The 22,301-nt window shown below is 71.5% G+C and carries 17 protein-coding genes; 10 read left to right on the forward strand and 7 right to left on the reverse strand.

The window, feature by feature from the left end:
* Positions 1-17 precede the first annotated feature (17 nt).
* Positions 18-2,606, reverse strand: coding sequence for an FtsX-like permease family protein (locus tag RT282_RS05680; protein WP_313312363.1), 2,589 nt, complete (start codon positions 2,604-2,606; stop codon positions 18-20).
* A 136-nt stretch (positions 2,607-2,742) separates the two neighbouring features.
* Between RT282_RS05680 and RT282_RS05685 the strand changes: the two genes are divergently transcribed.
* On the forward strand, positions 2,743-3,177 hold the full coding sequence (locus tag RT282_RS05685; protein WP_313312365.1) for an Hsp20/alpha crystallin family protein: 435 nt from the start codon (positions 2,743-2,745) through the stop codon (positions 3,175-3,177).
* Positions 3,178-3,198: 21 nt separating this feature from the next.
* On the opposite strand, the gene RT282_RS05690 is transcribed toward RT282_RS05685, so the two are convergent.
* From RT282_RS05690 to RT282_RS05705, 4 genes are all read right to left on the reverse strand, one after another.
* Positions 3,199-3,876: an ABC transporter ATP-binding protein gene (locus tag RT282_RS05690; protein WP_312306707.1), complete on the reverse strand. Its 678-nt coding sequence runs from the start codon at positions 3,874-3,876 to the stop codon at positions 3,199-3,201.
* Positions 3,873-4,844: a tRNA (adenosine(37)-N6)-dimethylallyltransferase MiaA gene (gene miaA / locus RT282_RS05695; protein WP_313312368.1), complete on the reverse strand. Its 972-nt coding sequence runs from the start codon at positions 4,842-4,844 to the stop codon at positions 3,873-3,875. The genes RT282_RS05690 and miaA overlap by 4 nt, the downstream gene beginning before the upstream one ends.
* Positions 4,841-5,278, reverse strand: a complete 438-nt coding sequence (locus tag RT282_RS05700) for an HIT family protein (RefSeq protein WP_313312370.1) — start codon at positions 5,276-5,278, stop codon at positions 4,841-4,843. The genes miaA and RT282_RS05700 overlap by 4 nt, the downstream gene beginning before the upstream one ends.
* A 150-nt stretch (positions 5,279-5,428) precedes the next feature.
* Complete coding sequence (locus RT282_RS05705) at positions 5,429-6,448, reverse strand: porin (RefSeq protein WP_313082681.1); 1,020 nt, start codon at positions 6,446-6,448, stop codon at positions 5,429-5,431.
* A gap of 139 nt (positions 6,449-6,587) precedes the next feature.
* Between RT282_RS05705 and RT282_RS05710 the strand changes: the two genes are divergently transcribed.
* Positions 6,588-7,211, forward strand: a complete 624-nt coding sequence (locus RT282_RS05710) for a Crp/Fnr family transcriptional regulator (RefSeq protein WP_312306702.1) — start codon at positions 6,588-6,590, stop codon at positions 7,209-7,211.
* A gap of 222 nt (positions 7,212-7,433) precedes the next feature.
* Positions 7,434-9,659 (forward strand): diguanylate cyclase, encoded by a 2,226-nt coding sequence (locus RT282_RS05715; RefSeq protein ID WP_313312371.1) that lies wholly within the window; start codon positions 7,434-7,436, stop codon positions 9,657-9,659.
* A gap of 88 nt (positions 9,660-9,747) precedes the next feature.
* Here RT282_RS05715 and xdhB read toward each other — a convergent pair whose 3' ends face one another.
* Together xdhB and xdhA are read right to left on the reverse strand one after the other, a co-directional pair.
* Positions 9,748-12,168 (reverse strand): xanthine dehydrogenase molybdopterin binding subunit, encoded by a 2,421-nt coding sequence (gene xdhB, locus RT282_RS05720; RefSeq protein ID WP_313312372.1) that lies wholly within the window; start codon positions 12,166-12,168, stop codon positions 9,748-9,750.
* Positions 12,165-13,676 (reverse strand): xanthine dehydrogenase small subunit, encoded by a 1,512-nt coding sequence (gene xdhA, locus RT282_RS05725; RefSeq protein ID WP_313312375.1) that lies wholly within the window; start codon positions 13,674-13,676, stop codon positions 12,165-12,167. Before xdhA ends, xdhB begins: the two co-directional genes overlap by 4 nt.
* 190 nt (positions 13,677-13,866) lie before the next feature.
* On the opposite strand from xdhA, the gene RT282_RS05730 reads away from it, so the two are divergent.
* The 7 genes from RT282_RS05730 (at position 13,867) to RT282_RS05760 (ending at position 22,295) form a co-directional block, all read left to right on the forward strand.
* Complete coding sequence (locus RT282_RS05730; RefSeq protein ID WP_312306698.1) at positions 13,867-14,799, forward strand: LysR family transcriptional regulator; 933 nt, start codon at positions 13,867-13,869, stop codon at positions 14,797-14,799.
* Between the two features lie 81 nt (positions 14,800-14,880).
* Positions 14,881-16,470, forward strand: a complete 1,590-nt coding sequence (locus RT282_RS05735; RefSeq protein WP_313312378.1) for an ABC transporter ATP-binding protein — start codon at positions 14,881-14,883, stop codon at positions 16,468-16,470.
* Positions 16,457-17,533 (forward strand): ABC transporter permease, encoded by a 1,077-nt coding sequence (locus tag RT282_RS05740; RefSeq protein WP_313312379.1) that lies wholly within the window; start codon positions 16,457-16,459, stop codon positions 17,531-17,533. The genes RT282_RS05735 and RT282_RS05740 overlap by 14 nt, the downstream gene beginning before the upstream one ends.
* A complete protein-coding gene (locus tag RT282_RS05745) occupies positions 17,533-18,453 on the forward strand; it encodes an ABC transporter permease (protein WP_312305884.1) in 921 nt (306 codons plus the stop codon). Before RT282_RS05740 ends, RT282_RS05745 begins: the two co-directional genes overlap by 1 nt.
* A 39-nt stretch (positions 18,454-18,492) precedes the next feature.
* Positions 18,493-19,653, forward strand: a complete 1,161-nt coding sequence (locus tag RT282_RS05750) for a BMP family ABC transporter substrate-binding protein (RefSeq protein ID WP_312305882.1) — start codon at positions 18,493-18,495, stop codon at positions 19,651-19,653.
* Positions 19,654-19,703: 50 nt separating this feature from the next.
* A complete protein-coding gene (locus RT282_RS05755; RefSeq protein ID WP_313312380.1) occupies positions 19,704-20,858 on the forward strand; it encodes a BMP family ABC transporter substrate-binding protein in 1,155 nt (384 codons plus the stop codon).
* 132 nt (positions 20,859-20,990) lie between these two features.
* Complete coding sequence (locus tag RT282_RS05760; RefSeq protein WP_312305878.1) at positions 20,991-22,295, forward strand: DUF3422 domain-containing protein; 1,305 nt, start codon at positions 20,991-20,993, stop codon at positions 22,293-22,295.
* Positions 22,296-22,301: the final 6 nt, after the last annotated feature.

Genomic DNA, 22,301 nt, shown 5'->3' on the forward strand with positions numbered 1-22,301 from the left:
CCCGCCTGCCGCCTGCGCTACCAGTCTTCCTTCACCGCCATGACCGCGTCCCGTCCCGCCGCCATGCGGCCCGTGGCCCAGGCGGTCAGCGTGCCCGCGGCCACCACGGCCAGCGCCAGCGCGGCCAGGCGCGCCCAGGGCACGGTCAGGTCCATGGTCCAGTGGAAGCTCTGCGGGTTGACCACGTGCACCAGCACCACGGACACCGCCAGGCCCAGCAGCGTGCCGGCCACCGTGCCCACCGCCGTCCAGGCCGCGCCCTCGCCGGCCACCACGACCAGGATCTGGCGCCGCGTCAGGCCCAGGTGGGCCAGCAGGCCGAACTCCTTACGCCGCGCCAGCACCTGGGCGCCGAAGCTGGCCGCCACGCCGAACAGCCCGATGGCGATCGCCACGGCCTGCAGCCAGTAGGTGACGGCAAAGCTGCGGTCGAAGATGGCCAGCGAGCGCGCGCGGATGGCGCCGGCCGAGGTGAACTCCAGCGCCTGCGCATCGGCGCCCAGCTGCGCGTGCGCCAGCGCCAGCACGGCCGCGCGCACGGTCTCGTCGCTGGCGCCGGGCACCGGCCACAGCGCCAGGTCGCTGGCACGCGCGTCACCCGTCAGGCGCACCCAGTCCTGCCGGTCGATGGCGATGGCACCGTGCTGGCGCACGTAGTCGCGCCACACGCCCGCTATGAAAAAAGAAGCGGCTTGCGCTTGCCCCGCCTGCGCTACAGGCCTAAAAGACTCTGAGAGCGCCGGCCAGTCGGCGCCCGGGCGCACACCGTACAGGTCGACCACGGCCTCGCTCACGTACAGGCCCACGCGCCCCGGCGGCACGGGCAGCGGTGCGCCCAGCAGCGGCAGGGCATGGGACGCATCGGGCAGCAAAGGCCGCGCCAGCAGGGCCACGGGCGCCCGGCCCGGGGCGATCTGCACGCTGCTCACGCGCAGCGGCTGCACGCGCGCCACGGCCGGCAGGCGCTCCACCTGCCCGACAAAGTCGGGCGGGAACACCGCCGCATCGTCGCCCGCCACGCTGCCGGCCGCGCGCAGGTACAGCGGCGCGGGCAGCACGCCGCCCAGCCACTGGTCGACCGAGGTGCGAAAGCTCGCCACCATCACCGTCAGCGCCACCGACAGGCTGAGCGCCGCCACCACCCCGCCCACGGCCACGGCGGCGCTGGCGCGCTGGCGCTGGGCCCGGGCCAGCGCCAGCAGGCGCAGCGGCCCGCGTGCCGCCAGCGGCGCCAGCAGGCCCAGCAGCAGCTGCACCAGCCAGGGCAGCAGGGCAATGCCGCCGACCAGCAGAAGACCCACCGACACATAGGCCGCCAAAGGGATGCCAAAAATGGGCGGAAGCAGCGCCAGCAAAGCGCTGGCAGCTATCAAAAGCAGACCGACCCAGGCGCGTGCGGCGCGGGTCTCGGCCAGGCCCACGCCCTTGAGCGCCGGGGCCGGCGCCAGGCGCTGGGCCGCGCGCGCCGGCCACCAGCCGCCGGCCAGCGCCGCCGCCACGCCCAGCAGGCCGTACAGCAGCGCGGCGGCGCCGCTCCACTGCAGCGCCGGCTGCACGCCGCTGAAGTAGCCCCCGCCCAGGTCGCCGCCCAGCAGGCGCAGGGCCAGCGCCGCCAGGCCCGTGCCCAGCGCCACGCCGGCGGCGCTGCCCAGGGCGCCCAGCAGGCCGGCCTCCAGCAGCACCAGGGCCAGGCGCTGGCGCGGCGTGGCGCCCAGCACGGCCAGCAGCGCCAGCTGCGGCGTGCGCCGCGCCACGGACAGCGCCAGCACCGAATACACCAGGAAGGCGCCGGTGAACAGGGCCACCAGCGCCAGCACCGTCAGGTTGACGCGGTAGGCGCGCGAGAGCTGGTCCACCTGCGCGGCGGCGCTGCCGGGCGGGGCCAGCACGGCGCCGGGCGGCCAGCCGGGTAGGGCGGCCAGGTGGCGCTGCAGCGCGTCCGGCCGGGCGCCGGGCTGCAGCAGCAGGTCGATGCGGGTCAGTTCGCCGCCGCGGCCGAACAGATCCTGCGCGGCGCCGATGTCCATCACCGCCAGCGGCGCGCCGCCGGCCGCCACGCTGCCGGCCACGCGCACCTGCACCTGCCGCAGCCCGGCCTGCAGCGCCAGGCGGGCGTCCGCGCCCGGCTGCAGGCCGAGCGCCTGCGCGGCGCTGGCGTTCAGAAACACGGTGGCCGGGGCAAACAGCGCCAGCCGGTCGGCGCCGGGCGCCAGCCGCGGCATCAGCTGCGGGGCCATGGCGGGCAGGGCCAGCGCGTCGGCGCCCACCACGCGCAGGGCAACCGGGACCGAGGTGCGGCCGGGCGCGTCGCGCCGGGCGGTGGCCGCCAGCTCCAACACCGGCGCGGCGCGCGCCACCTGCGGCGCGGCGGCGACAGTGGCGAACACCTGCTCGGGCAGCGCGCCGCGCGCCGCGCGCAGCTGCAGGTCGGGCTGGCCGCCGGCAGCGCGCACGGCGCGCGAGAACTCGTCCAGCGCCGAGGCGTTGATCAGGTGCACGGCCAGCGCCAGCGCCACGCCCAGCATGACGGCGGCCGCCGCGACCAGGTTGCGCCCCGGGTTGCGGCGCATGTCCTCCCAGGAAAGGGTGCGCAAAAAGCCAGCCATGGGGACATTGTGCGGGCCGCGCCCGGGTGGTCTTGAAAGCCGCGCCGGCGTACGTATTTACCCGCTATCCCGCCGACCGGCGGGCCTGTTCCACCTCTCTTCTTTGTGTACTTGCCTCATGAAAAGGAGCTTTGACATGAACTCTCTGGTTTCTCGTGGCAGCAGCAGCCTGTTCGACGACTTCTTCAAGGACTTCGCCCCCGGCTTTTACGTGCGCCCGCTGCACGGCGACAACCTGCCCCAGCCGTCGCAGATCAAGATCGACGTGAAGGAGGACGACGGCGCCTACACCGTGCAGGCCGAACTGCCCGGCGTGCCCAAGGAAGACATCCACGTCTCGGTCGACGGCGCCGTGGTCACGCTGCGCGCCGAGGTGCGCCAGCACGACGAGAAGAAGGACGGCGAGAAGCTGCTGCGCAGCGAGCGCTACTACGGCGCGGTGGCGCGCAGCTTCCAGCTGCCGATGGAGGTCGAGGCCGGCCAGTGCAAGGCCCGCTACGACAACGGCGTGCTGAGCCTGACGCTGCCCAAGAAGCAGGGCGGCCGCGTCCAACGCCTGTCCATCGAATAAAGCGGGGGGGGCTGCGCGGGCTCAGGGCTGCGTGTGCGCGGCCGCCCGCATGCCCTGCGCCGTCAGCCGCAGGCTGCGGTCGGCCCGCGCCGCCGCTGCATCCGAGTGCGTGACCAGCACCAGCCCGGCGCGGTGCTCGCGCGTCTGGGCGACGAGCAGATCCATGACCTGGGCGGCCGTGCCCGGGTCCAGGTTGCCGGTGGGCTCGTCGGCCAGCAGCAGGGCGGGGCGGTGCACCAGGGCGCGGGCAATGGCCACGCGCTGCAGCTGCCCGCCGCTGAGCTGCTGCGGCAGCCGCCCACCCAGGCCGTGCAGGCCCACGGCGTCCAGCATCTGCTGCACGCGCTGCGGGTCGGGCCGGCCCAGCAGCATCAGCGGCAGGGCGACGTTCTGCGCCACGTCCAGGTGCGGCAGGACGTGGAAGGCCTGGAAGACGAATCCCACGTGGGCGCGCCGCCACAGGGCGCGCTGGGTGTCGTCCAGCGGGCCGAGGTCCAGGCCCTGGTGCAGCACCTGGCCGGCGTCCCAGTGGTCCAGACCGGCCAGGCAGTTGAGCAGCGTGGACTTACCCACGCCCGAGTCGCCGACGATGGCCACGAACTCGCCGCGCTGCACCTGCAGATCGACGTTCTCGAACACGGCCTGCGCGCCGTAGCGCCGGGCCAGGCCGCGCAGTTGCAGCAAGGGTGCCGTGCTCATGCGGCCATGTCCGATTGGACGTGCGCACAGACGGCGCGCACCAGCTCCTGGGTGGCGCCGGGTGCGTCGCAGGCGATGGTGCGGCGCTGCGGCATGCCACGCAGCCAGGTGATCTGTCGCTTGGCCAGCTGGCGCGTGGCGGCGATGCCGCGCTCGGGCAGGCTGGCCATGGGATGCAGGCCGTCCAGCGATTCCCAGGCCTGGCGATAGCCCACGCAGCGCATGCTGGGCAGGTCGGGGTGCAGGTCGCCGCGCGCGCGCAGGCGCATGACCTCGTCCAGAAAGCCCGCGGCCAGCATGGCGTGAAAGCGCCGGGCGATGCGGTCGTGCAGCCAGGCGCGGTCTTGCGGTTCCAAGGAAAAAAGGGCTCCAGCGCCCATGGGGCTTGCGCTGGCAGCTCCTGTTTTTGTCGTATGAAAGCTCGACAGCGGCCGGCCGGAGACGTGCCATACCTCCAGCGCGCGCTGGATGCGCTGGCTGTCGCCGGGCGCCAGCCGTGCGGCGGTCTGCGGGTCCACCTGGGCCAGGCGAGCGTGCAGGGCGGGCCAGCCCTCGGCGGCGGCCTGGGCGTCCAGCCGCGCGCGCACGTCGGGATCGGCGGCGGGCATGTCGTCGATGCCGTCCATCAGCGCCTTGAAGTACAGCATGGTGCCGCCCACCAGCAGCGGCAGGGCGCCGCGGGCCTGGATCTCGCGGATGTGCCGCGTGGCGTCCTGCACGAACTCGGCGGCGCTGTAGGCCTCGCGCGGGTCGCGGATGTCGATCAGGTGGTGCGGCACGGCAGCGCGCTCGGCCGGCGTGGGCTTGGCGGTGCCGATGTCCATGCCGCGGTAGACCAGGGCCGAGTCGACGCTGATGATCTCCACCGGCACGCGCGGCGCCAGCGCCCGGGCGATGGCCAGCGCGGCGTCGGTCTTGCCCGAGGCAGTGGGGCCGGCCAGGGCGATGGCGGCCCGGGCGTGCGTCACAGCGCCGCGCGCAGCCGGGCCGCGTAGTCCTGCAGCACCTGCGCGCCTGGCTCCTTGCGCGGCCAGGACAGGGCGATGCCGTCGCCCTCATGGCGCGGCACCACATGCATGTGAAAGTGCCCCACGGTCTGCCCGCCCACGGCGCCGTTGGCCTGCAGCAGGGTCAGGCCGGCCGGGTCGAAGGCGGCCTGCACGGCCAGCGCCACGCGGCGCACGGTCTGCATGACGGCGGCGGCTTCTTCGGGCGTCACGTCGGCCAGGGTGGCGGCGTGGCGGCGCGTGGCCACCAGCACGTGGCCGGGGGTGACCTGGCCGATGTCCATGAAGGCCAGGGTCAGCTCGTCCTCGCACACCAGGGCGGCGGGGATCTGGCGCGCCGCCAGGCGGCAGAAGATGCACTCGCCGGGGGGCGAGGTGTCCACGAACATGGGCATGGCGGTGACCTCCGTCTTTGCTATGAATAGATGAGCTTCCGGCGCTTGACTGACGGGCGCTGGAGCCCGTTTTGGCTTGAAATTTTCCGGGGCGAAAAGCAAAAGCCACGCGGCGGGCGGCGCCGCGTGGCTTGCCCGGCCCGCGGGCGCTCAGAAGCGGTGGCGGATGCCCACGCCGAAGCTGTTGCCGGTGCTCTGGCGCGTGATCTTGTCGTTCATCAGCATGGCGTACACGTCCGTACGCTTGGACAGGTTGTAGTCGTAGCCCACGGTCAGCGTCTTGCGGTCGACGTCGGCGGCGGTGAGTTCGGTGCGCGCCCACGAGGCCAGCACCTTGCCGGCGCCCAGCGGCGCGGACAGGCCCAGCTGCAGCGTCTTGGCCTTGCCCGGCAGGTTGTCGGCCTCGGCCTGGCCGTAGGTCAGGTAGGGCTTGACGACGGTGAAGTCATACGCGGCGCCCAGCATCCAGTCCTTCTTGGTGGTGCCCAGGTAGGCGCCCTGGCCGGGGTTGGCGATCTGGTCGCGCTCGTAGTAGCCGGTCAGCAGCAGCGGGCCGCCGAAATAGAAGAAATTGGCGCCCACGTTCTTCTTGCCGTTGTCGCCGGCCTGCTCGCCGAACTGGTACTGCAGGTTGGCCTTGAAGCCGCCGATGTCGGGCGTGGTGTAGGCGATCTGGTTGCTCCAGCCGGTGTCGGAAGGCGTCGTCGCCTGCCAGCCCGAGGCGTTGAACAGCGGCACGTTCATGTGCAGGATCAGCGGCGCGAAGGTGAACGAGTCGCCCAGCGGGTTGGCCAGCACGGAGGGCAGGAAGTTGGGCGCCATCCAGCGGCCCAGGCGCAGCGTGCCGAAGCCGCCTGACAGGCTGACGTTGGCGTCGCGCGAGAAGAAGGTGTCGCCCGGAAAGCGCCCCTGCGTGCCATCGTCCACCTGGATGAAGGAGGTCAGCGCAAAGCCGGCCTTCAGCCCGCCGCCCAGGTCCTCGGTGCCGGTGAAGCCGAACCACGAGGTGGTCATGCCACCGCTGTTGACGACGGTTCTGCGGCCGGCGTCGCCCGCCATGCGGATGGAGCCGGCGTAGACGTCGGTCAGCCCGGTGATCTGGACGGAGCTTTGCGCGTGGGCGCCGGCGGCGCACAGCACGGCGGCCAGCGTGAGGAGTTTGCGGTGCATGGGGTTTCCTGTTCTTGAGGGAAAAAAGGCCCTGCGGCCCGCGGGTATTGTGTGCGAATGGCAGGCCGGTGGCGGCCTTGGGGCGCATTTTTGATATTGCTCAAAGCGCCCGGCGAGGGGGCGCGGCACAGTGGGCGCCATGTTGCCCCTCCCGTCCTCCGAACCATCCGCCCAGATCGAGGTGGCCGCCGCGGGCGAAGTGCTGCGCGAGCGCCACCAGCAACCGTTCTCCGTGCTGTACCTGGACAGCGGCCGCGTCCTGATGGGCGTGCGCGAGGAGGGTGTCATGCGCCACCAGTTGGGTGTGGTGGAGGGGCCGACCTGGCTGGACGCGGCCACCGCGCTGCTGGATCAGCCCAGCGCTGTGGACATCGTCGCCGACACCCGCGTACAGCTGCGCCGCGTGCCGCTGGAGGACTTCCGCCGCGGCCTGGAGCAGCTGCCCGAGTCGGCGCAGATCCTGCTGCGCGACATGGCCACCGGCTACTGCCGCCAGACCGAACTGGCCGTCAGCCGCCTGGCGCAGGACGCCGAGGCGCGCTGCGCCCAGTGGCTGCTGCGCCACGCGCAGAGCGACGACAGCGGCAGCCTGCGCGTGACGCTGCAGCAGCGCAAGCGCCTGATCGCCGCGCAGCTGGGCATCGCCCCCGAGACGCTGTCGCGCGTGCTGCGCCAGCTGCGCGAGCACGGGTTGATCTCCGGCACGGGCAACGTGCTCAGCCTGCCCCAGCCGCGCGCGCTGCGCATGGTCGCCGGCGGCTGAAGGCGCGCGCGCCGGCAGGGCCGGCCAGCTGACCAGCTGTCGGATTTTTCCGTCAGGGTTTTCCTGCGCGGCTCCGAGGGTTGTACCCCAAGCGCATGGGCGATGGCGCTACGTATATTGGTTGGCGCCCGCACGGCACGCTGCGGGATCGCAGCCTTCGCCCCCCATGTCCCGCGCCACGCCCTTCTTCTCTGGCACAGGTGCTCCGCTTGTGGAGCACGCATGACGCCACCCAGCCACGTCGCCGCACTGCACGCGCCGCTGCCCGCGGCCGACGGCCCGCTGCCCGCGCTGGCGGCCGACGCACTCCTGCACGAGGAACTGCAGGAGGACGAGCGTGATGGCGGGCCCGAGGGCCTGTCGGGCTGGTTCCCCGGCCCTCTGGTGCGCCGCCTGCTGCTGGTGGCTGTGTTGGCCGTGGCGGCCGCAGGCGCCCTGGCCGGCTGGCTGGTCTGGCGCGCCGCTGCGCAGGACGCCATGCAGCGCCTGGTGGTGCAGCAAAGCGACGAGGTGGAGCTGGTCTCGCGCCTGCTGGCCAGCAAGATCGAGCAAAGCCAGAAGGTGCTGGCCACCGTGGCCGAGGGCATCACGCCGTCCATGCTGGAGTCGCCCGCCTCGCTCGAATGGCTGCTGCAGCAGGGCCTGCCTGCCGTGCGCTTCTTCGACGCCATGCAGGTCGCGCGCAAGGACGGGCAGCTGAGCGTGAACCTGCGCTACGGCCAGCTGGAAAAGGCCTCGGCCCTGGACCCGGCCGAGCGCGACTACCTGCTGCGCACCCTGGTGGACGGCAAGCCTCTGGTGTCCGAGCTGATCGGCACCACGGCGCAGGACGCGCGCGTCATGTTCACCGTGCCGCTGCTGCGCGAAGGCCGCGTGAGCGGCGCCGTGGCCGGCGTGCTGCGCCTGCAGTCACAGGGCCTGCTGCCGCACTCGCTGGCCCTGCCGGCGCGGCCCGAGTCACAACTGATGGTGTTCACGCGCGACGGCATCATCCTGTCGCACCCGCAGCCCGAGCGCGTGCTGGGCGACGTGCGCGACGAGCCCGGCCTGGCCGAAGCCTTTGAGCGCTGGCGCAGCCGCGGCAAGCCCCTGAGCGGCACTGAGGACATGACCGAGCTGCGCTCGGGCTACGTGGTCAGCCTGTCCAGCGTGCCCATGCCACAGTGGATGGTGGCCCGCGTCACCCACGCGCAGGCCATGCTGGCGCCGGTGCAGGGCGTTCAGCGGCGCGCCTGGGCCCTGGCGGCAGCCGCCACGCTGGCCGTGAGCCTGCTGGCGCTGGCGGCACTGGTCTGGCTGGCCCGGCCGCTGGCCCAGCTGCGCCAGCGGGCGATGCAGCTGCTGGAGTCCGATCCCGCCATGCCTGCGCCGCCCGAGACGGAGGCCGGCGCCAGCACCTGGCCGCGCTCGGCCGGCGAGGTGGACGACGTGGTGCATGTGTGCACCCGGCTGCTGGCCCACCGGCGTGTGCATGAGCAGGACTCTCAGGCCCTCATGCGCCAGCTGCAGGCGGTGCTGGCGCACGTGCCCCTGGGCATCGCCGTGACGCGTGCCGAGCGCGTGGAGGTGGTCAGCCTGCAGGCCTGCCGGCTGCTGGACTACACCCCGGCCGAGCTGTATGGGCGCGACCTGCTGGACCTGCTGGCGCCGGCCAGCGTCGAGGTCGGCAGCATGGCGCGCCAGGTGCGCGCCCAGTTCGCCGCGCACGGCGCCTTCGACGGCGAACTGCCGCTCTTGCGCCGCGACGGCGGCGTGCAGTGGGTGCGCGCCCAGGGCCAGCTAATCCACGCCGGCGAGCCCGACCGGGGCACGGTGTGGATGCTGGAGGACTGCACCGCCACGCGCGATGCGCGCCAGCAGCCCGACTGGAAGGGCGAGCACGACACGCTGACCATGCTGCCGCACCGCGCCGCCTTCGAGCAGCGCCTGCGCGCCCTGCTGGCGGCCCGCGCCGGTCGCGACGGCATGCCGGCGCCGGGCCGCGCCGCGCCCGGGTTGTACGGCGAGGAGGGCAGCGGCGTGCTGCTGTTCCTGGACCTGGACCATTTCACCGTCATCAACGACGTGGCCGGCCACGACGCCGGTGACGACGTGCTGCGCCATCTGGCGCGACTGCTGGAGTCCGAAGTGCGCCAGATGGGCTGGGCCGCACGCCTGGGCGGCGACGAGTTCGCCGTGGTGCTGCCCGGTGCCACGCCGGCGCGCGGCCAGGCCGTGGCCGAGCAACTGCGCGCCGCCGTCCAGGCCTGGGAGCCGGCCTATGGCGGGCGCAGCTTCACCCTGGGCCTGAGCATCGGCCTGGTGCCGCTGCCGGCCGGCCTGCGCGAGGTGGCGCCGCTGGTCTATGCCGCCGACATGGCCTGCTACGCCGCCAAGCGCGCCGGCCGCAACCGGGTGGAAGTGCGCCGCGTCGCGCCCCAGCCGGAATCCGAGGGACTGGCGCCCTGAACTTCGGCGAGGTCTTCACTCTCTTTTGTATAGCTGCCAGCGCTTGACTGGCAAGCGTTTGAGGCCGATTTGATGCCTGAATCGGCCCTCAGTCCGGCACCCGCCCCAGCGCGCGCAGCACGTTCTCGGCCGTCGCGGGCGCCCTGAGGGCGACGCGGGCGGCGCCGGGCGCATCGCCCCGGCCGGCGGCCACGGCGTTGCGCAGCGCCTCGTACACGCTCACCGCCAGCATGAAGGGCGGCTCGCCCACGGCCTTGCTGCCGCCCACGTTGTCCTCGCGGTTGGCCTCGTGCCACAGGGCGATCTTCAGGTGCCCCGGCACGTCACCGGTGGCCGGGATCTTGTAGGTGCTGGGGGCGTGCGTGGCCAGGCGGCCGGTGCTGTCCCAGACCAGCTCCTCGGTGGTGAGCCAGCCCATGCCCTGGATGAATCCGCCCTCGATCTGGCCGATGTCGATGGCCGGATTGATGCTGCGGCCCACGTCGTGCAGAATGTCCACGGCCAGCACGCGGCTCTCCCCGGTCTGGGTGTCGATGGCCACCTCGGTGCAGGCCGCGCCATAGGCGAAGTAGAAGAACGGCCGGCCCGTGAGGGTGGTCTTGTCGTAGTGGATCTTGGGCGTGCGGTAAAAGCCGTCGCTCCACAGCTGGATGCGGTTGGCGTACGCCTCCTTGACCACGTCCTCCCAGCGCCGCGTGGCCGTTGGGGACATGACCTGCCCGCCCTGGAAGCGCACGGCCCCGGCGCCGCAGCGGTCCAGCCCGGCGACGAAGGCTGCCAGGTTGTCGCGGATGGTGCGCGCCGCGTACTGCGCCGCGCGGCCGTTCAGGTCGGTGCCGCTCGAGGCAGCGGTGGCGCTGGCGTTGGGCACCTTGCTGGTGTCGCTGGCGGTGACCAGCACGCGCCCCAGAGGCACGCCCAGCTCGTCGGCCACGATCTGCGCCACCTTGGTGTGCAGGCCCTGGCCCATCTCGGTGCCGCCGTGGTTGACCTGCACGCTGCCGTCCGTGTAGACGTGCACCAGCGCGCCGGCCTGGTTGAACAGCGTGGCCGTGAAGCTGATGCCGAACTTGACGGGCGTGAGCGCCAGGCCGCGCTTGAGCACGGGGCTTTGCGCGTTCCAGGCCGCAATGGCCTTTTGCCGTTGCCTGTACTGCGCGGACTGCTCCAGTTGCGGTAGCAGCTCGTGCAGGATGTTGTCCTCCACCCGCATCTGGTAGTGCGTCACGTCGCGCTCGCCCACGCCGTACAGGTTGCGCAGGCGCACGTCCAGCGCGTCCAGGCCCAGGTGCCGGGCGATGTCGCCCAGGATGGCCTCGATGGCCAGCACACCCTGCGGCCCGCCGAAGCCGCGGAATGCCGTGTGGCTCTGCGTGTTCGTCTTGCAGCGATACGAAGCGATCTCGACGTGTTCCAGGAAGTAGGCGTTGTCGCAATGGAACACCGCGCGGTCGGCCACCGGGCCGGACAGGTCGGCGCTGAAGCCGCAGTTGGCGGCCATCATGAGCTTGAGGCCGGCGATGCGGCCGCTGTCGTCAAAGCCCACGTCCCATTCATAGGCGAACGGATGGCGCTTGCCGGTGACGACGAAGTCGTCGTCGCGGTCCAGCCGCAGCTTGACCGGGTGGCCGAACTTGTGCGCTGCCAAGGCTGCCCACACGGCCAGGTGCCCGGCCTGGGTCTCCTTGCCGCCGAAGCCGCCTCCCATGCGCCGGCATTCGACGCGCACGGCGTGGCTGTCGATACCGAGGGCGTGTGCCACCCAGTGCTGCACCTCGCCCGGGTGCTGGGTGCTGGAGTGGATCCACCACTGCCCCTGCTCCAGCGGCAGGGCGTAGGCGATCTGGCCCTCCAGATAGAAGTGCTCCTGCCCGCCGACCTCCATGCGGCCCTGCAGGCGGTGCGGCGACGCGGCCAGCGCGCCGGCCGCGTCGCCGCGGCGCACGTGCACGGGCGGCAGCACCCAGCTTTGCGCGGCCAGGGCGTCCTGCACCGTCAGCACGGCGGGCAGGGGGGCGATGTCCAGCTTCACCTTGCGCGCGGCGCGGCGCGCGGCCATGACGGAGTCGGCCACCACCAGGCCGATCACCTGGCCCACGTGCTGGACGGTGTCCCGCGCGAAGATGGGCTCGTCGTGGGCGAAGGCGGCCAGCACCGGGTCGCCCGGGATGTCGCCGGCCAGCACCACGCCGCGCACGCCGGGCAGGGCCAGGGCCTCGGCCGGGTCCACGCCGCTCAAGGTGCCGTGGGCCACGGTGCTCAGGATGGGCGCGGCGTAGAGCGTGCCCTTGAGCTCCGGCAGGTCGTCGATGTAGTGGGCGCTGCCCATCACCTGGGCGCGCGCGCTTTCGTGCGGGTGGGCGCGGCCCATGGCGCTTTCCGCCACGGGCGAGCGGGGCGGGCTGGGCACCTGGGGCGTGGCGCCGGCCGCGCCGGCGGCATCGGCCACGATGGCGATGGGGTCGTCCTCGGCATCGCGGCTCAAGAGGGCGTCTTCACGCTGGTTCATGCCAGCACCTCCGCGTTGAGTTGGTCCAGAGAGACGGGCTGCGGCCCGCCCCGAGTTTCGAGCCAGAAGCGCTGCAGCAGCGCGCCCAGCACCGCACGGCGGTAGGCGCCGCTGGCGCGCATGTCGCTGATGGGGCTGAACTCGGCCTGCAGCGCGGCGGCGGCGCGCTCGGCCGCGGCCTGGCTCCAGGGCTGGCCGACCAGGGCGGCCTCGGTGGCGCGGGCGCGCGCCGGGGTGGCGGCCACACCGCCGGCGCCGATGCGCGCGGCGGCCACGGTGCCGCCCTCCACCTGCAGGTTCAGCACCAGGCAGACGGCGGAGATGTCGTCGTCGAAGCGCTTGGAGACCTTGTAGGCCGCCAGCTGCTGGCCGGCCACGGGCGGGGGCACGTGGATGAAGGCCAGCAGCTCGTCCGGCTGCATGACGTTGGTGCGGTAGCCGGTGTACAGGTCTTCCAGGCCTAAGCGGCGGCTGCCGCGGGTGCTGGCCAGCTCCACCTGCGCGCCCAGGGCGATGAGCAGCGGCATGGAGTCGCCGATGGGCGAGCCGTTGGCCACGTTGCCGCCCAGCGTGCCGGAGTTGCGCACCGGCATGCCGGCAAAGCGCTCGGCAAAGCGCGCCAGCTGCGGCCAGCGCGCCACCAGGGCGGCGAAGGCGTCGGTCAGGGTGACGGCGGCGCCGATGGTCAGCAGTCCGTCCGGCTGCTCGCGCACTTCGCGCAGCTCCTGCGCGCGCGTCACGTCCAGCACCTGGGCGAAGCGCTTGTGGCCCTTGGTGATCCACAGGCCGACGTCGGTGCAGCCGGCCACCACCTGGGCCTGCGGGTGGGCGGCGCGGGCGGCCAGCAGCTCGGCCAGCGTGCCCGGGGCTTTATATGTCAAATCGGCCTCCAGCCGTTGACCATCAAGCGCAATCAGCTCCAATTTTTGTAGCAATGCGGACTCGTCCACGCGCATGGGCGGCAGCTCGGGCAGGCTTTGTGCCGCGTCCAGGATGGGCCGGTAGCCGGTGCAGCGGCACAGGTTGCCCGACAGCTCGCGCACCGCCATCTCGCGCGTGACGGGGCGGCCCTGGCAGACGTGGTTCTGGTACATGCCGAACAGGCTCATGGCAAAGCCGGGCGTGCAAAAGCCGCACTGCGTGCCGTGGCACTCCACCAGCGCCTGCTGCACGGGGTGCAGGTCGCCGGCGGGGCTGGCGCTGGCGCCGGCCTCGGGCTGGATCAGCGGATCAGCCGTCAAGTCCTCCACTGTCCACAGCGCCATGCCGTCGATGGAGTGCGCCAGGCGGATGCAGGCGTTCACGGCCTCGTAGCGCACCCGCCCGTCGTGCACGCTGCCCAGCACCACGGTGCAGGCGCCGCAGTCGCCTTCGCCGCAGCCCTCCTTGGTGCCGGTGGCGCCGAGGTCTTCACGCAGCACCTCCAGCAAGGTGCGGTCGGGGGCGACGTGGTCCAGCTGCACGCGCTGGCCGCGGCGGATGAAGCGGATGGGGCTTGTGGTGCTCATGCCCCAAGGGTAGGCCCGCTGCGGCGCCCAGGCATAAGCCCCTGCATATAACCCGGATGCCCGCCGCGCTATGGCGCGTGTAGAGTAGCCCGCACTTTTTCGCCGCCGCCGCCGGCGCGCATGGCGCGTATAGCCCGGCAGGCGGGGCGGTGCATACGCCGCCGCCCATGGCCTGCATGCCCGAGCGCATATGAGAGAACCAGCCCTTTTCGACAAGATCGACCTTCATCTCATCCGGGTCTTGCACACCGTGCTCACTGAACGCAGCGTTTCGCGTGCCGCCATCCGCCTGGGCATGCACCAGCCGGCCGTCTCCAGCGCGCTGCGGCGCCTGCGCGAGCTGGCGGGTGACCCGCTGCTGGTGCGCTCGGGCGCCAGCATGCAGCCCACGGACGCGGCGCTGGCCATGGTGGAGCCGGCCGCCAGCATCCTGCGGGCGGCCGAGGTGCTGTTCTCCGACGCGCGCGGCTTCGAGCCGCGCAGCGCCACGCGCACCTTCCGCATCGCCGCCAGCGACTATCTGGACCCGCTGTTCCTGCCCATGCTGGTGGCGCGCATTAAGGCCGAGGCGCCGCTGTGCCCGGTAGAGATCCTGCCCCTGTCGGCCGACGCCCACTACCACGCCCACCTGGCGCAGGGCGAGGCCGACGTGGTGATCGGCAACTGGCCCGAGCCGCCGGGCGATCTGCACCTGGGGCGGCTGTTTTCCGACGAGGTGGTGTGCCTGGTCAGCCGCGAGCACCCGGCCGTGCGCCGCGGCTGGAGCGAAGGCGAATGGCTGGCCGCCGAGCACGTGGCGCCCACGCCCACCCACCCCGGCGCCCGCGGGGTGATCGACGCGCACCTGGACAGCCTGGGCCTGGCGCGCAACGTGACCGTGCGCTGCGCCCACTTCAGCCTGATCCCGGCCATGGTGGCCGGCAGCCTGCTGGTGCTGACCACCGGCCGGCAGTTCTGCGAGCGCTACGCCGAGCGGCTGCCGCTGGCCGTGCTTGAGTGCCCCGTCGCCTTTCCCCGGCTCATGTACTACCAGCTGTGGCACGCCCGCACGCACCACTCGGCGGCCGGGGCGTGGCTGCGCGAATGCATTCGCAGCGTGGCTGCGTCGCTACGAAAAACATAGCTGCTGGCGCATGGCTGGTAAGCGCTGGGTGCCGATTTGACAAAAAAATACACCGCACGAACTTCGGAGACAATCGCACAGATGAATCCCATCCCCCCTGAAGCCGCGCCGGCCCAGGCCCCGCCGCGGCTGCAATTGACGGGCATCACCAAGCGCTATCCGGCCGTGGTGGCCAATGACGGCGTCTCGCTCACCGTTCTGCCGGGCCAGGTGCACGCCGTGCTGGGCGAAAACGGCGCCGGCAAGTCCACCCTGATGAAGATCATCTACGGCGCCACCCGCCCGGACGAGGGCCAGATGCTGTTCGATGGTCGGCCCGTGCAGGTGAAGAACCCGCAGGAGGCGCGTGCCCTGGGCATCGCCATGGTGTTCCAGCATTTCAGCCTGTTCGACACCCTGACGGTGGCCGAGAACGTCTGGCTGGGCCTGGACAAGGGCCCGCCGCTGGCCGAGGTGACGCGGCGCATCGCCGACAAGGCAGCCGAATACGGCCTGGACATCGACCCGCAGCGCCCCGTGCACACCCTGTCCGTAGGCGAGATGCAGCGTGTGGAGATCATCCGCGCCTTGCTGACCGACCCGCGCGTGCTGATCCTGGACGAGCCGACCTCCGTGCTGACGCCGCAGGCCGTGGACAAGCTTTTCGTGGTGCTGCGCCAGCTGGCCAGCGAGGGCTGCTCCATCCTGTACATCAGCCACAAGCTGCACGAGATCCGCGAGCTGTGCCACGCCTGCACGGTCATGCGCGGGGGCAAGGTGACGGGCGTGTGCGACCCCACGCAGGAGTCCAATGCCTCGCTGTCGCGCCTGATGATCGGCGCCGAACCGCCGGCGCTCGAGCATCGCGCCTCGCAGGTGGGCGAGGTGGTGCTGCGCACGCGCGGCCTGTCGCTGCCGGCCGGCGACGCCTTCGGCGTGCCCCTGGTCAGCGTCGACATGGAGGTGCGCGCGGGCGAAGTGGTGGGCATCGCCGGCATCTCCGGCAATGGGCAGCGGGAGCTGCTGTACGCCCTGTCCGGCGAGGACACGCGGGCCCAGCCGGCCATGGTGGAGGTGGCGGGCCGCCCGGCCGGGCGCCTGGCCCCGCGCCAGCGCCGCGCCCTGGGCCTGCACTTCGTGCCTGAGGAGCGGCTGGGCCGCGGCGCCGTGCCCACCATGGGCCTGGCGCACAACCTGCTGCTCACGCGCGGCAACGCCTTGGGCGCCGGCGGCTGGCTGCGCATGCGCCGGCTGCAGGCCCAGGCGCAGGGCATCATCCAGCGCTTCGGCGTGAAGGCGGGTGGGCCGGATGCGCCGGCCAAGTCGCTGTCGGGCGGCAACCTGCAGAAGTTCATCGTCGGGCGCGAGATCGATGCCAGCCCGAAGCTGCTCATCGTCTCCCAACCCACCTGGGGCGTGGACGTGGGCGCGGCGGCGCAGATCCGCGGCGAGATACTGAAGCTGCGCGACGCCGGCTGCGCCGTGCTGGTCGTCAGCGAGGAGCTGGACGAGCTGTTCGAGATTTGCGACCGCCTGCATGTGCTGGCCAAGGGGCGGCTGTCGCCCTCGGTGCCACGCGCGGAGGCCAGCGTGGAGCGCATCGGCGAATGGATGAGCGGGCTGTGGCACGCCGAGGTGCAGGAGCACCTGGCGCGCCAGGCCGCGGGGGAGGGCAGCCATGCTCAAGCTTGAGGCGCGGCCACAGGCCTCGCGCCTGTGGACCTGGGGCTCGCCCGTGCTGGCGCTGGCCATCACGGTGCTGATCGGAGTGATGCTGTTCGCGCTGCTGGGCAAGGACCCGATGCGCGGCCTGCAGGTGTTCTTCTGGGAGCCGGTCAAGTCGGCCTACGCCCTGGGCGAGCTGGCCGTGAAGGCCACACCGCTGCTGCTGGTGGCGCTGGGGCTGGCGGTGTGCTTTCGCTCCAACATCTGGAACATCGGCGCCGAGGGGCAGTTCGTCATCGGCGCCGTGGCCGCCGGCGGCGTGGCCCTGCTGGCGGACAAGACCACCGGGCCATGGATCATCCCGGCCATCCTGGTGGCCGGCTGCCTGGGCGGCATGGTCTGGGCGGGCATCGTGGCGCTGCTGCGCGACCGCTTCAACGCCAACGAGATCCTGGTCAGCCTGATGCTGGTCTACGTGGCCACGCTGCTGCTGGGCTACCTGGTCTACGGGCCCTGGAAGGACCCCATGGGCTACAACTTCCCGCAGACGCGCATGTTCGAGCGGGTCACGCAGATGCCGAAGCTGTTCACCGGCTCGCGCGTGACCATCGGGCTGCCGCTGGCGCTGATCGGTGCGGCGCTGCTGTGGGTGTTCCTGTTCCGCACGCGGGCGGGCTTTGCCCTGCAGGTGGGCGGCCTGGCGCCGGCGGCGGCGCGCTACGCGGGCTTTTCCTCGCGCCGGGCGCTGTGGACGGCGCTGCTGATCTCCGGCGCCACGGCCGGACTGGCGGGCGCGCTGGAAGTCGCCGGGCCCATTGGGCAGCTGACGCCCTACGTGCCGGCCGGCTACGGCTTCGCGGCCATCATCGTGGCCTTCGTCGGGCGGCTGCACCCGGTGGGCATGGTGCTGTCGGCGCTGCTCATGAGCATGTTCTACATCGGCGGGGAGCTGGCGCAGTCGCGGCTGGGCCTGCCCAAATCACTCACCGGCGTGTTCCAGGGTCTGCTGCTGTTCACGCTGCTGGCCTGCGACACGCTGATCGCCTACCGGGTGCGCTGGGTCGGCATGAACCGCGGGGGGCGGGCCTGATGGAATCGTACGCATTGCTGCTGGGCTCCACGCTCAGCGCCGGCACCGTGCTGGCACTGGCCTCGCTGGGCCTGCTCATCAACGAAAAATCCGGCATCGTGAACCTGGGGGCCGAGGGCATGATGCTGTGCGCCGCCGTGGCGGCGTTCGCCACCGTGGTGCATACGGGCAGCTTCACGCTGGGCTTCGTGGCCGGCATGGCCACCGGGGCGCTGCTGGCGGCGCTGTTCGGCGTGCTGGTGATCTGGTTCAACACCAACCAGTACGCCACGGGGCTGGCGCTGTCGCTGTTCGGCGTGGGCTTCTCGGCTTTTCTGGGCATCGGCTATGTGCAGGCCAAGCTGCCCGACACGCCGAAGTTCGCCTGGCCGGTCTTGAGCGACCTGCCGCTGGTCGGGCCGGCGCTGTTCAAGCTGCATCCGCTGGTCTACCTGACCATGGCGCTGGCGGCGGCCATGGTGTGGTTTTTGTACCGTACGCGCGCCGGGCTGGTGCTGCGCTCGGTGGGCGAGTCGCCCGAGTCGGCGCACGCGCTGGGCTATCCGGTGCGGCGCATCCGCCTGGGCGCGGTGGCCGCCGGCGGCGCGCTGTGCGGGCTGGCCGGGGCCTACATCTCGACCGTCTACACGCCGCTGTGGGTGGAGGGAATGGTGGCCGGGCGCGGCTGGATCGCGCTGGCGCTGACCACCTTCGCCACCTGGCGGCCGGCGCGGGTGCTGCTGGGCGCCTACCTGTTCGGCGGCGTGACCATGCTGCAGTTCCATTTGCAGGCCTCGGGCGTGCAGGTGGCTAGCCAGTTGCTGTCCATGCTGCCTTACGTGGCGACGATCGTGGTGCTGGTGCTGATCTCCCGCAACCCGGCATGGATTCGTGCGAACATGCCGGCCTCGCTCGGCCGGCCCTTCCATCCGGGCGGCTGAGGGGCTCTTTTTCTTTCCATTCCCAACTCCGTCATTGCAATGAATTCGTACCTGAACAAACGGTCTGTGCTGAAGGCTGCGGCGCTCTCGGCCGTGGCGCTGGCCACGCTCGCCGGCTGCGGCAAGAAGGAAGAGGCGGCACCCGCCGCCCCGGCTCCCGAGCCTGCCGCCGCCGCGCCCGCGGCCGACAAGCTGAAGATCGGCTTCATGTACGTCAGCCCCATCGGCGACGGCGGCTGGACCTACCAGCACGACCTGGGCCGCAAGGCAATCCAGGAGAAGTTCGGTGACAAGATCGAGACCTCCTTCGTGGAGAGCGTGCCCGAGAGCGCTGACTCGGAGCGCGTCATGCGCGACATGGCCGGGCAGGGCACCAAGCTGATCTTCGCCACCAGCTTCGGCTACCAGGAATTTGTGCAGAAGGTCGCGGCCGACCTGAAGGACGTGAAGTTCGAGCACGCCACCGGCTACAAGCAGCTGGACAACGTCGCCACCTACGACACCAAGACCTTCGAGGGCGCGTATCTGGCGGGCATCGTCGCCGGCGGCATGACCAAGACCAAGACCATCGGCGTGGTCGCCTCGGTGCCCATTCCCGAGGTGGTGCGCAACGTCAACAGCTTCGTGCTGGGCGCGCAGAGCGTGGACCCGTCCATCAAGGCCAAGGTGGTCTGGGTGAACGAGTGGTTCAGCCCGCCGAAGGAGGCCGAGGCCGCCACGTCGCTGATCAACGGCGGCGTGGACGTGATGTACCAGAACACCAACTCGCCCTCGGTGCTGAAAACCGCCGAGGAGCGCGGCGCGCGCGCCTTCGGCAAGGACGGCGACATGAGCAGCTACGCGCCCAAGGCGCACCTGGGTTCGGCCGTGATCGACTGGACGCCGTACTACACCAAGGTGGTCGAGGACACGCTGGCCGGCAACTGGCCCCAGGGCAACTACTGGTGGGGTGTGAAGGAAGGCGCCATCGACCTGGTGAAGATCGCCGACGACGTGCCCCAGGAGATCAAGGACCGCGTGGCCAAGGCGCGCGACGGCCTGAAGGACGGCAGCTTCGCCGTCTGGACCGGCCCCATCAAGGACAACGCCGGCAAGGAGCTGCTTGCCGAAGGCCAGAAGGCCGATGACAAGTTCCTCACGGGCATCAACTTCTTCGTCGCTGGCGTCGAAGGCAAGGTGCCCGGCACCGAAGGCAAGTGAGCGCAGCACCGTCAACCCAACCCATACTCGTTTAAGTGAAGGACTGCTCCATGACCGATCTGCACAAGCGTTCCCTGTTCAAGCTCGCCGCCCTGGGCGCGGCCGCCGCGGCCCTGGTGGCCTGCGGCAAGAAGGAAGAGCCGGCGCCTGCCACAGCACCGGCCGAGCCTGCCGCTGCTGCCCCGGCACCCAGCAGCGGGCCGCTGAAAATCGGCTTCGCCTACATCGGCCCGGTGGGCGACGGCGGCTGGACGTTCGCGCATGACCAGGCGCGCAAGAAGCTGGAAGCCGAGTTCGGTGACAAGATCCAGACCACTTACGTGGAAAGCGTGCCCGAGGGCGCGGACGCCGAGCGCGTGCTGCGCGACCTGGTCACCCAGGGCAACAAGCTGATCTTCGGCACCACCTTCGGCTACATGGACACCATGCAGAAGCTGGGCGCCGAGTTCCCGGACGTGAAGTTCGAGCACGCCACCGGCTACAAGACCAGCGCCAACGTGCGCACCTACGACAGCCGCACCTATGAGGGCGCCTACCTGGCCGGCATCATTGCCGGCGGCATGACCAAGACCAACACCCTGGGCGTGGTCGGTTCGGTGCCCATCCCGGAGGTGCTGCGCAACCTGAACAGCTTCACCCTGGGCGCGCAGAGTGTGAACCCGGCCATCAAGACCAAGGTGGTCTGGGTGAACGACTGGTTCAACCCGCCGAAGGAAACCGAAGCCGCCACCTCGCTGATCAACGGTGGCGCCGACGTGCTGTTCCAGAACACCGACTCGCCGGCCGTGCTCAAGACCGCCCAGGAAAAGGGCAAGCGCGCCTTCGGCTGGGATTCGGACATGACCAGCTACGGCCCGCAGGCCCACCTGGGCTCGGCGGTCATCAACTGGGTGCCGTACTACACCAAGAGCGTCAAGGACGTACTGGACGGCACCTGGACCACCGGCCAGGCCTGGTGGGGCGTGAAGGAAGACGCCGTGGACCTGGTGTCCATCGCCGAGGACGTGCCTGCCGAGCTGAAGGCCAAGGTCGAGGAGGCCAAGAAGGGCCTGAAGGAAGGCACGCTGGTCATCTGGAAGGGCCCGATCGCCGACAACGCCGGCAAGGAAGTGCTGGCCGCCGACGCCGCGGCCGACGACAAATTCCTCACCGGAATCAACTTCTTCGTCAAGGGCGTGGAAGGCCAGGTGCCCGGCGCCAAGTGACGCCGGGCCGGTGCTCCGGCGTGCCCCGGGGCGCGCCGCACGCATGATGCAGGGGCCGCCGCGAGCGGCCCTTTTCTTTTTCCTTTCTGCAGCGCCTGGCGCGCTGCACCCACCGTTTTGGCCCCACCGCCCATGCCCGCGCTGCCCCTGCCACCCCAGCACCCCGATCGGGCCGTGCTGCACAACGAAGTGCACGCCCGGCCGCCCGAAGCGCTGAGCGCGCCGCTGGCGCTGACCCACATCGTCATGCAGGCCGACGCCGCCGGGCGCGAGGCCAGCCGCGCCCATCTGGCCGCGCTGCTGCGCGACCACCACTTGGCGCCGCCCGACGCCCACTGCGTTCATCTGCGGGTGGACCTGGGCGCCTGGCGCCTGCGCTGGGAGCTGCACACCGAGTTCGTCACCTGGACCTTCACCGTGGCGCTGGAGGACGGCGAATGGGACGAGCGCAACCCGCCGCCCAGCGCCCTGCAGTCCGTACCCCAGGCGTGGGTGGCCGGGTTGCCCGGCCAAGCCCTGACCGCCATGCACCTGTGGGTGCTGCCGGCGCGCAGCGTGCCCGAGGGCGGGCTGGTCCGGCACCTGCTGCGCGAGGAGAACCTGGTCGCCTCCACCGTGGCCGACGGCTATGGCGAGGTCTACACGGACTTCTGCATCCACGCCGATGGCTACTCGCGCATGGTGCTGCTGGCCGGCAGCCTGACGCCGCGCCGCCTGGGGCGCCTGGTGCTGCGCCTGCTGGAGATCGAGACCTACCGCATGGCCGCCATGCTGGGCCTGCCGGCCGCGCGTGCCGCCGGGCGGGAACTGGCGCTGGCCGACAACGAACTGGCCGCGCTGGCCGAGGCCATCCGCAGCGCCAGCCGCAATGACGAGCCCGAGCTGCTGGACCGCCTGACCCGCCTGGCCGGCAAGGTGGAGAGCCAGTACGCCGCAACGCACTCGCGCTTTTCCGCCAGCCGGGCCTACTTCGAGCTGCTGGACACGCGCATCCAGGACATCGCCGAGTCGCGCCTGGCCGGCCTGCAGACCATCCGTGAATTCATGGACCGGCGCCTGTCGCCCGCCCGCGCCACCTGCGAATGGGCGGCGCGGCGGCAGGACGCGCTGTCGCAGCGGGTCTCGCGCATCAGCAATCTGCTGCGCACCCGCGTGGAGATCGAGCAGCAGCAAAGCAGCCAGGCCCTGCTGGCCGCGATGAACCAGCGCCAGGGCCTGCAGCTGAAGCTGCAGTCCACCGTGGAAGGCCTGTCGGTGGCGGCCATCACCTACTACATCGTCGGCCTGGTCAGCTACCTGGCCAAGGGAGCACAGGCCCTGGGCTGGCCGCTGGCGCCCGAGACCACGGCGGCGCTGGCCATTCCCGTGGTGGCGCTGTCGGTGTGGTGGTCGCTGCGCCGGCTGCACCACCGGATGTTCTCCGCTTCCCCCCATTGATGACGA

Origin of the sequence: Pulveribacter sp., from assembly GCF_032079985.1 — a bacterium.
In the GTDB taxonomy this organism is placed as follows: Bacteria; Pseudomonadota; Gammaproteobacteria; order Burkholderiales; family Burkholderiaceae_C; genus Melaminivora.

Excerpts from the sequence above, each read along its gene's own strand:
- RT282_RS05680 (WP_313312363.1), bottom strand. The coding sequence starts at position 2,606 with ATGGCTGGCTTTTTGCGCACCCTTTCCTGGGAGGACATGCGCCGCAAC.
- RT282_RS05685 (WP_313312365.1), top strand. The coding sequence starts at position 2,743 with ATGAACTCTCTGGTTTCTCGTGGCAGCAGCAGCCTGTTCGACGACTTC.
- RT282_RS05690 (WP_312306707.1), bottom strand. The coding sequence starts at position 3,876 with ATGAGCACGGCACCCTTGCTGCAACTGCGCGGCCTGGCCCGGCGCTAC.
- RT282_RS05700 (WP_313312370.1), bottom strand. The coding sequence starts at position 5,278 with ATGCCCATGTTCGTGGACACCTCGCCCCCCGGCGAGTGCATCTTCTGC.
- RT282_RS05705 (WP_313082681.1), bottom strand. The coding sequence starts at position 6,448 with ATGCACCGCAAACTCCTCACGCTGGCCGCCGTGCTGTGCGCCGCCGGC.
- RT282_RS05710 (WP_312306702.1), top strand. The coding sequence starts at position 6,588 with ATGTTGCCCCTCCCGTCCTCCGAACCATCCGCCCAGATCGAGGTGGCC.
- RT282_RS05715 (WP_313312371.1), top strand. The coding sequence starts at position 7,434 with ATGACGCCACCCAGCCACGTCGCCGCACTGCACGCGCCGCTGCCCGCG.
- xdhB (WP_313312372.1), bottom strand. The coding sequence starts at position 12,168 with ATGAACCAGCGTGAAGACGCCCTCTTGAGCCGCGATGCCGAGGACGAC.
- xdhA (WP_313312375.1), bottom strand. The coding sequence starts at position 13,676 with ATGAGCACCACAAGCCCCATCCGCTTCATCCGCCGCGGCCAGCGCGTG.
- RT282_RS05730 (WP_312306698.1), top strand. The coding sequence starts at position 13,867 with ATGAGAGAACCAGCCCTTTTCGACAAGATCGACCTTCATCTCATCCGG.
- RT282_RS05735 (WP_313312378.1), top strand. The coding sequence starts at position 14,881 with ATGAATCCCATCCCCCCTGAAGCCGCGCCGGCCCAGGCCCCGCCGCGG.
- RT282_RS05740 (WP_313312379.1), top strand. The coding sequence starts at position 16,457 with ATGCTCAAGCTTGAGGCGCGGCCACAGGCCTCGCGCCTGTGGACCTGG.
- RT282_RS05745 (WP_312305884.1), top strand. The coding sequence starts at position 17,533 with ATGGAATCGTACGCATTGCTGCTGGGCTCCACGCTCAGCGCCGGCACC.
- RT282_RS05750 (WP_312305882.1), top strand. The coding sequence starts at position 18,493 with ATGAATTCGTACCTGAACAAACGGTCTGTGCTGAAGGCTGCGGCGCTC.
- RT282_RS05755 (WP_313312380.1), top strand. The coding sequence starts at position 19,704 with ATGACCGATCTGCACAAGCGTTCCCTGTTCAAGCTCGCCGCCCTGGGC.
- RT282_RS05760 (WP_312305878.1), top strand. The coding sequence starts at position 20,991 with ATGCCCGCGCTGCCCCTGCCACCCCAGCACCCCGATCGGGCCGTGCTG.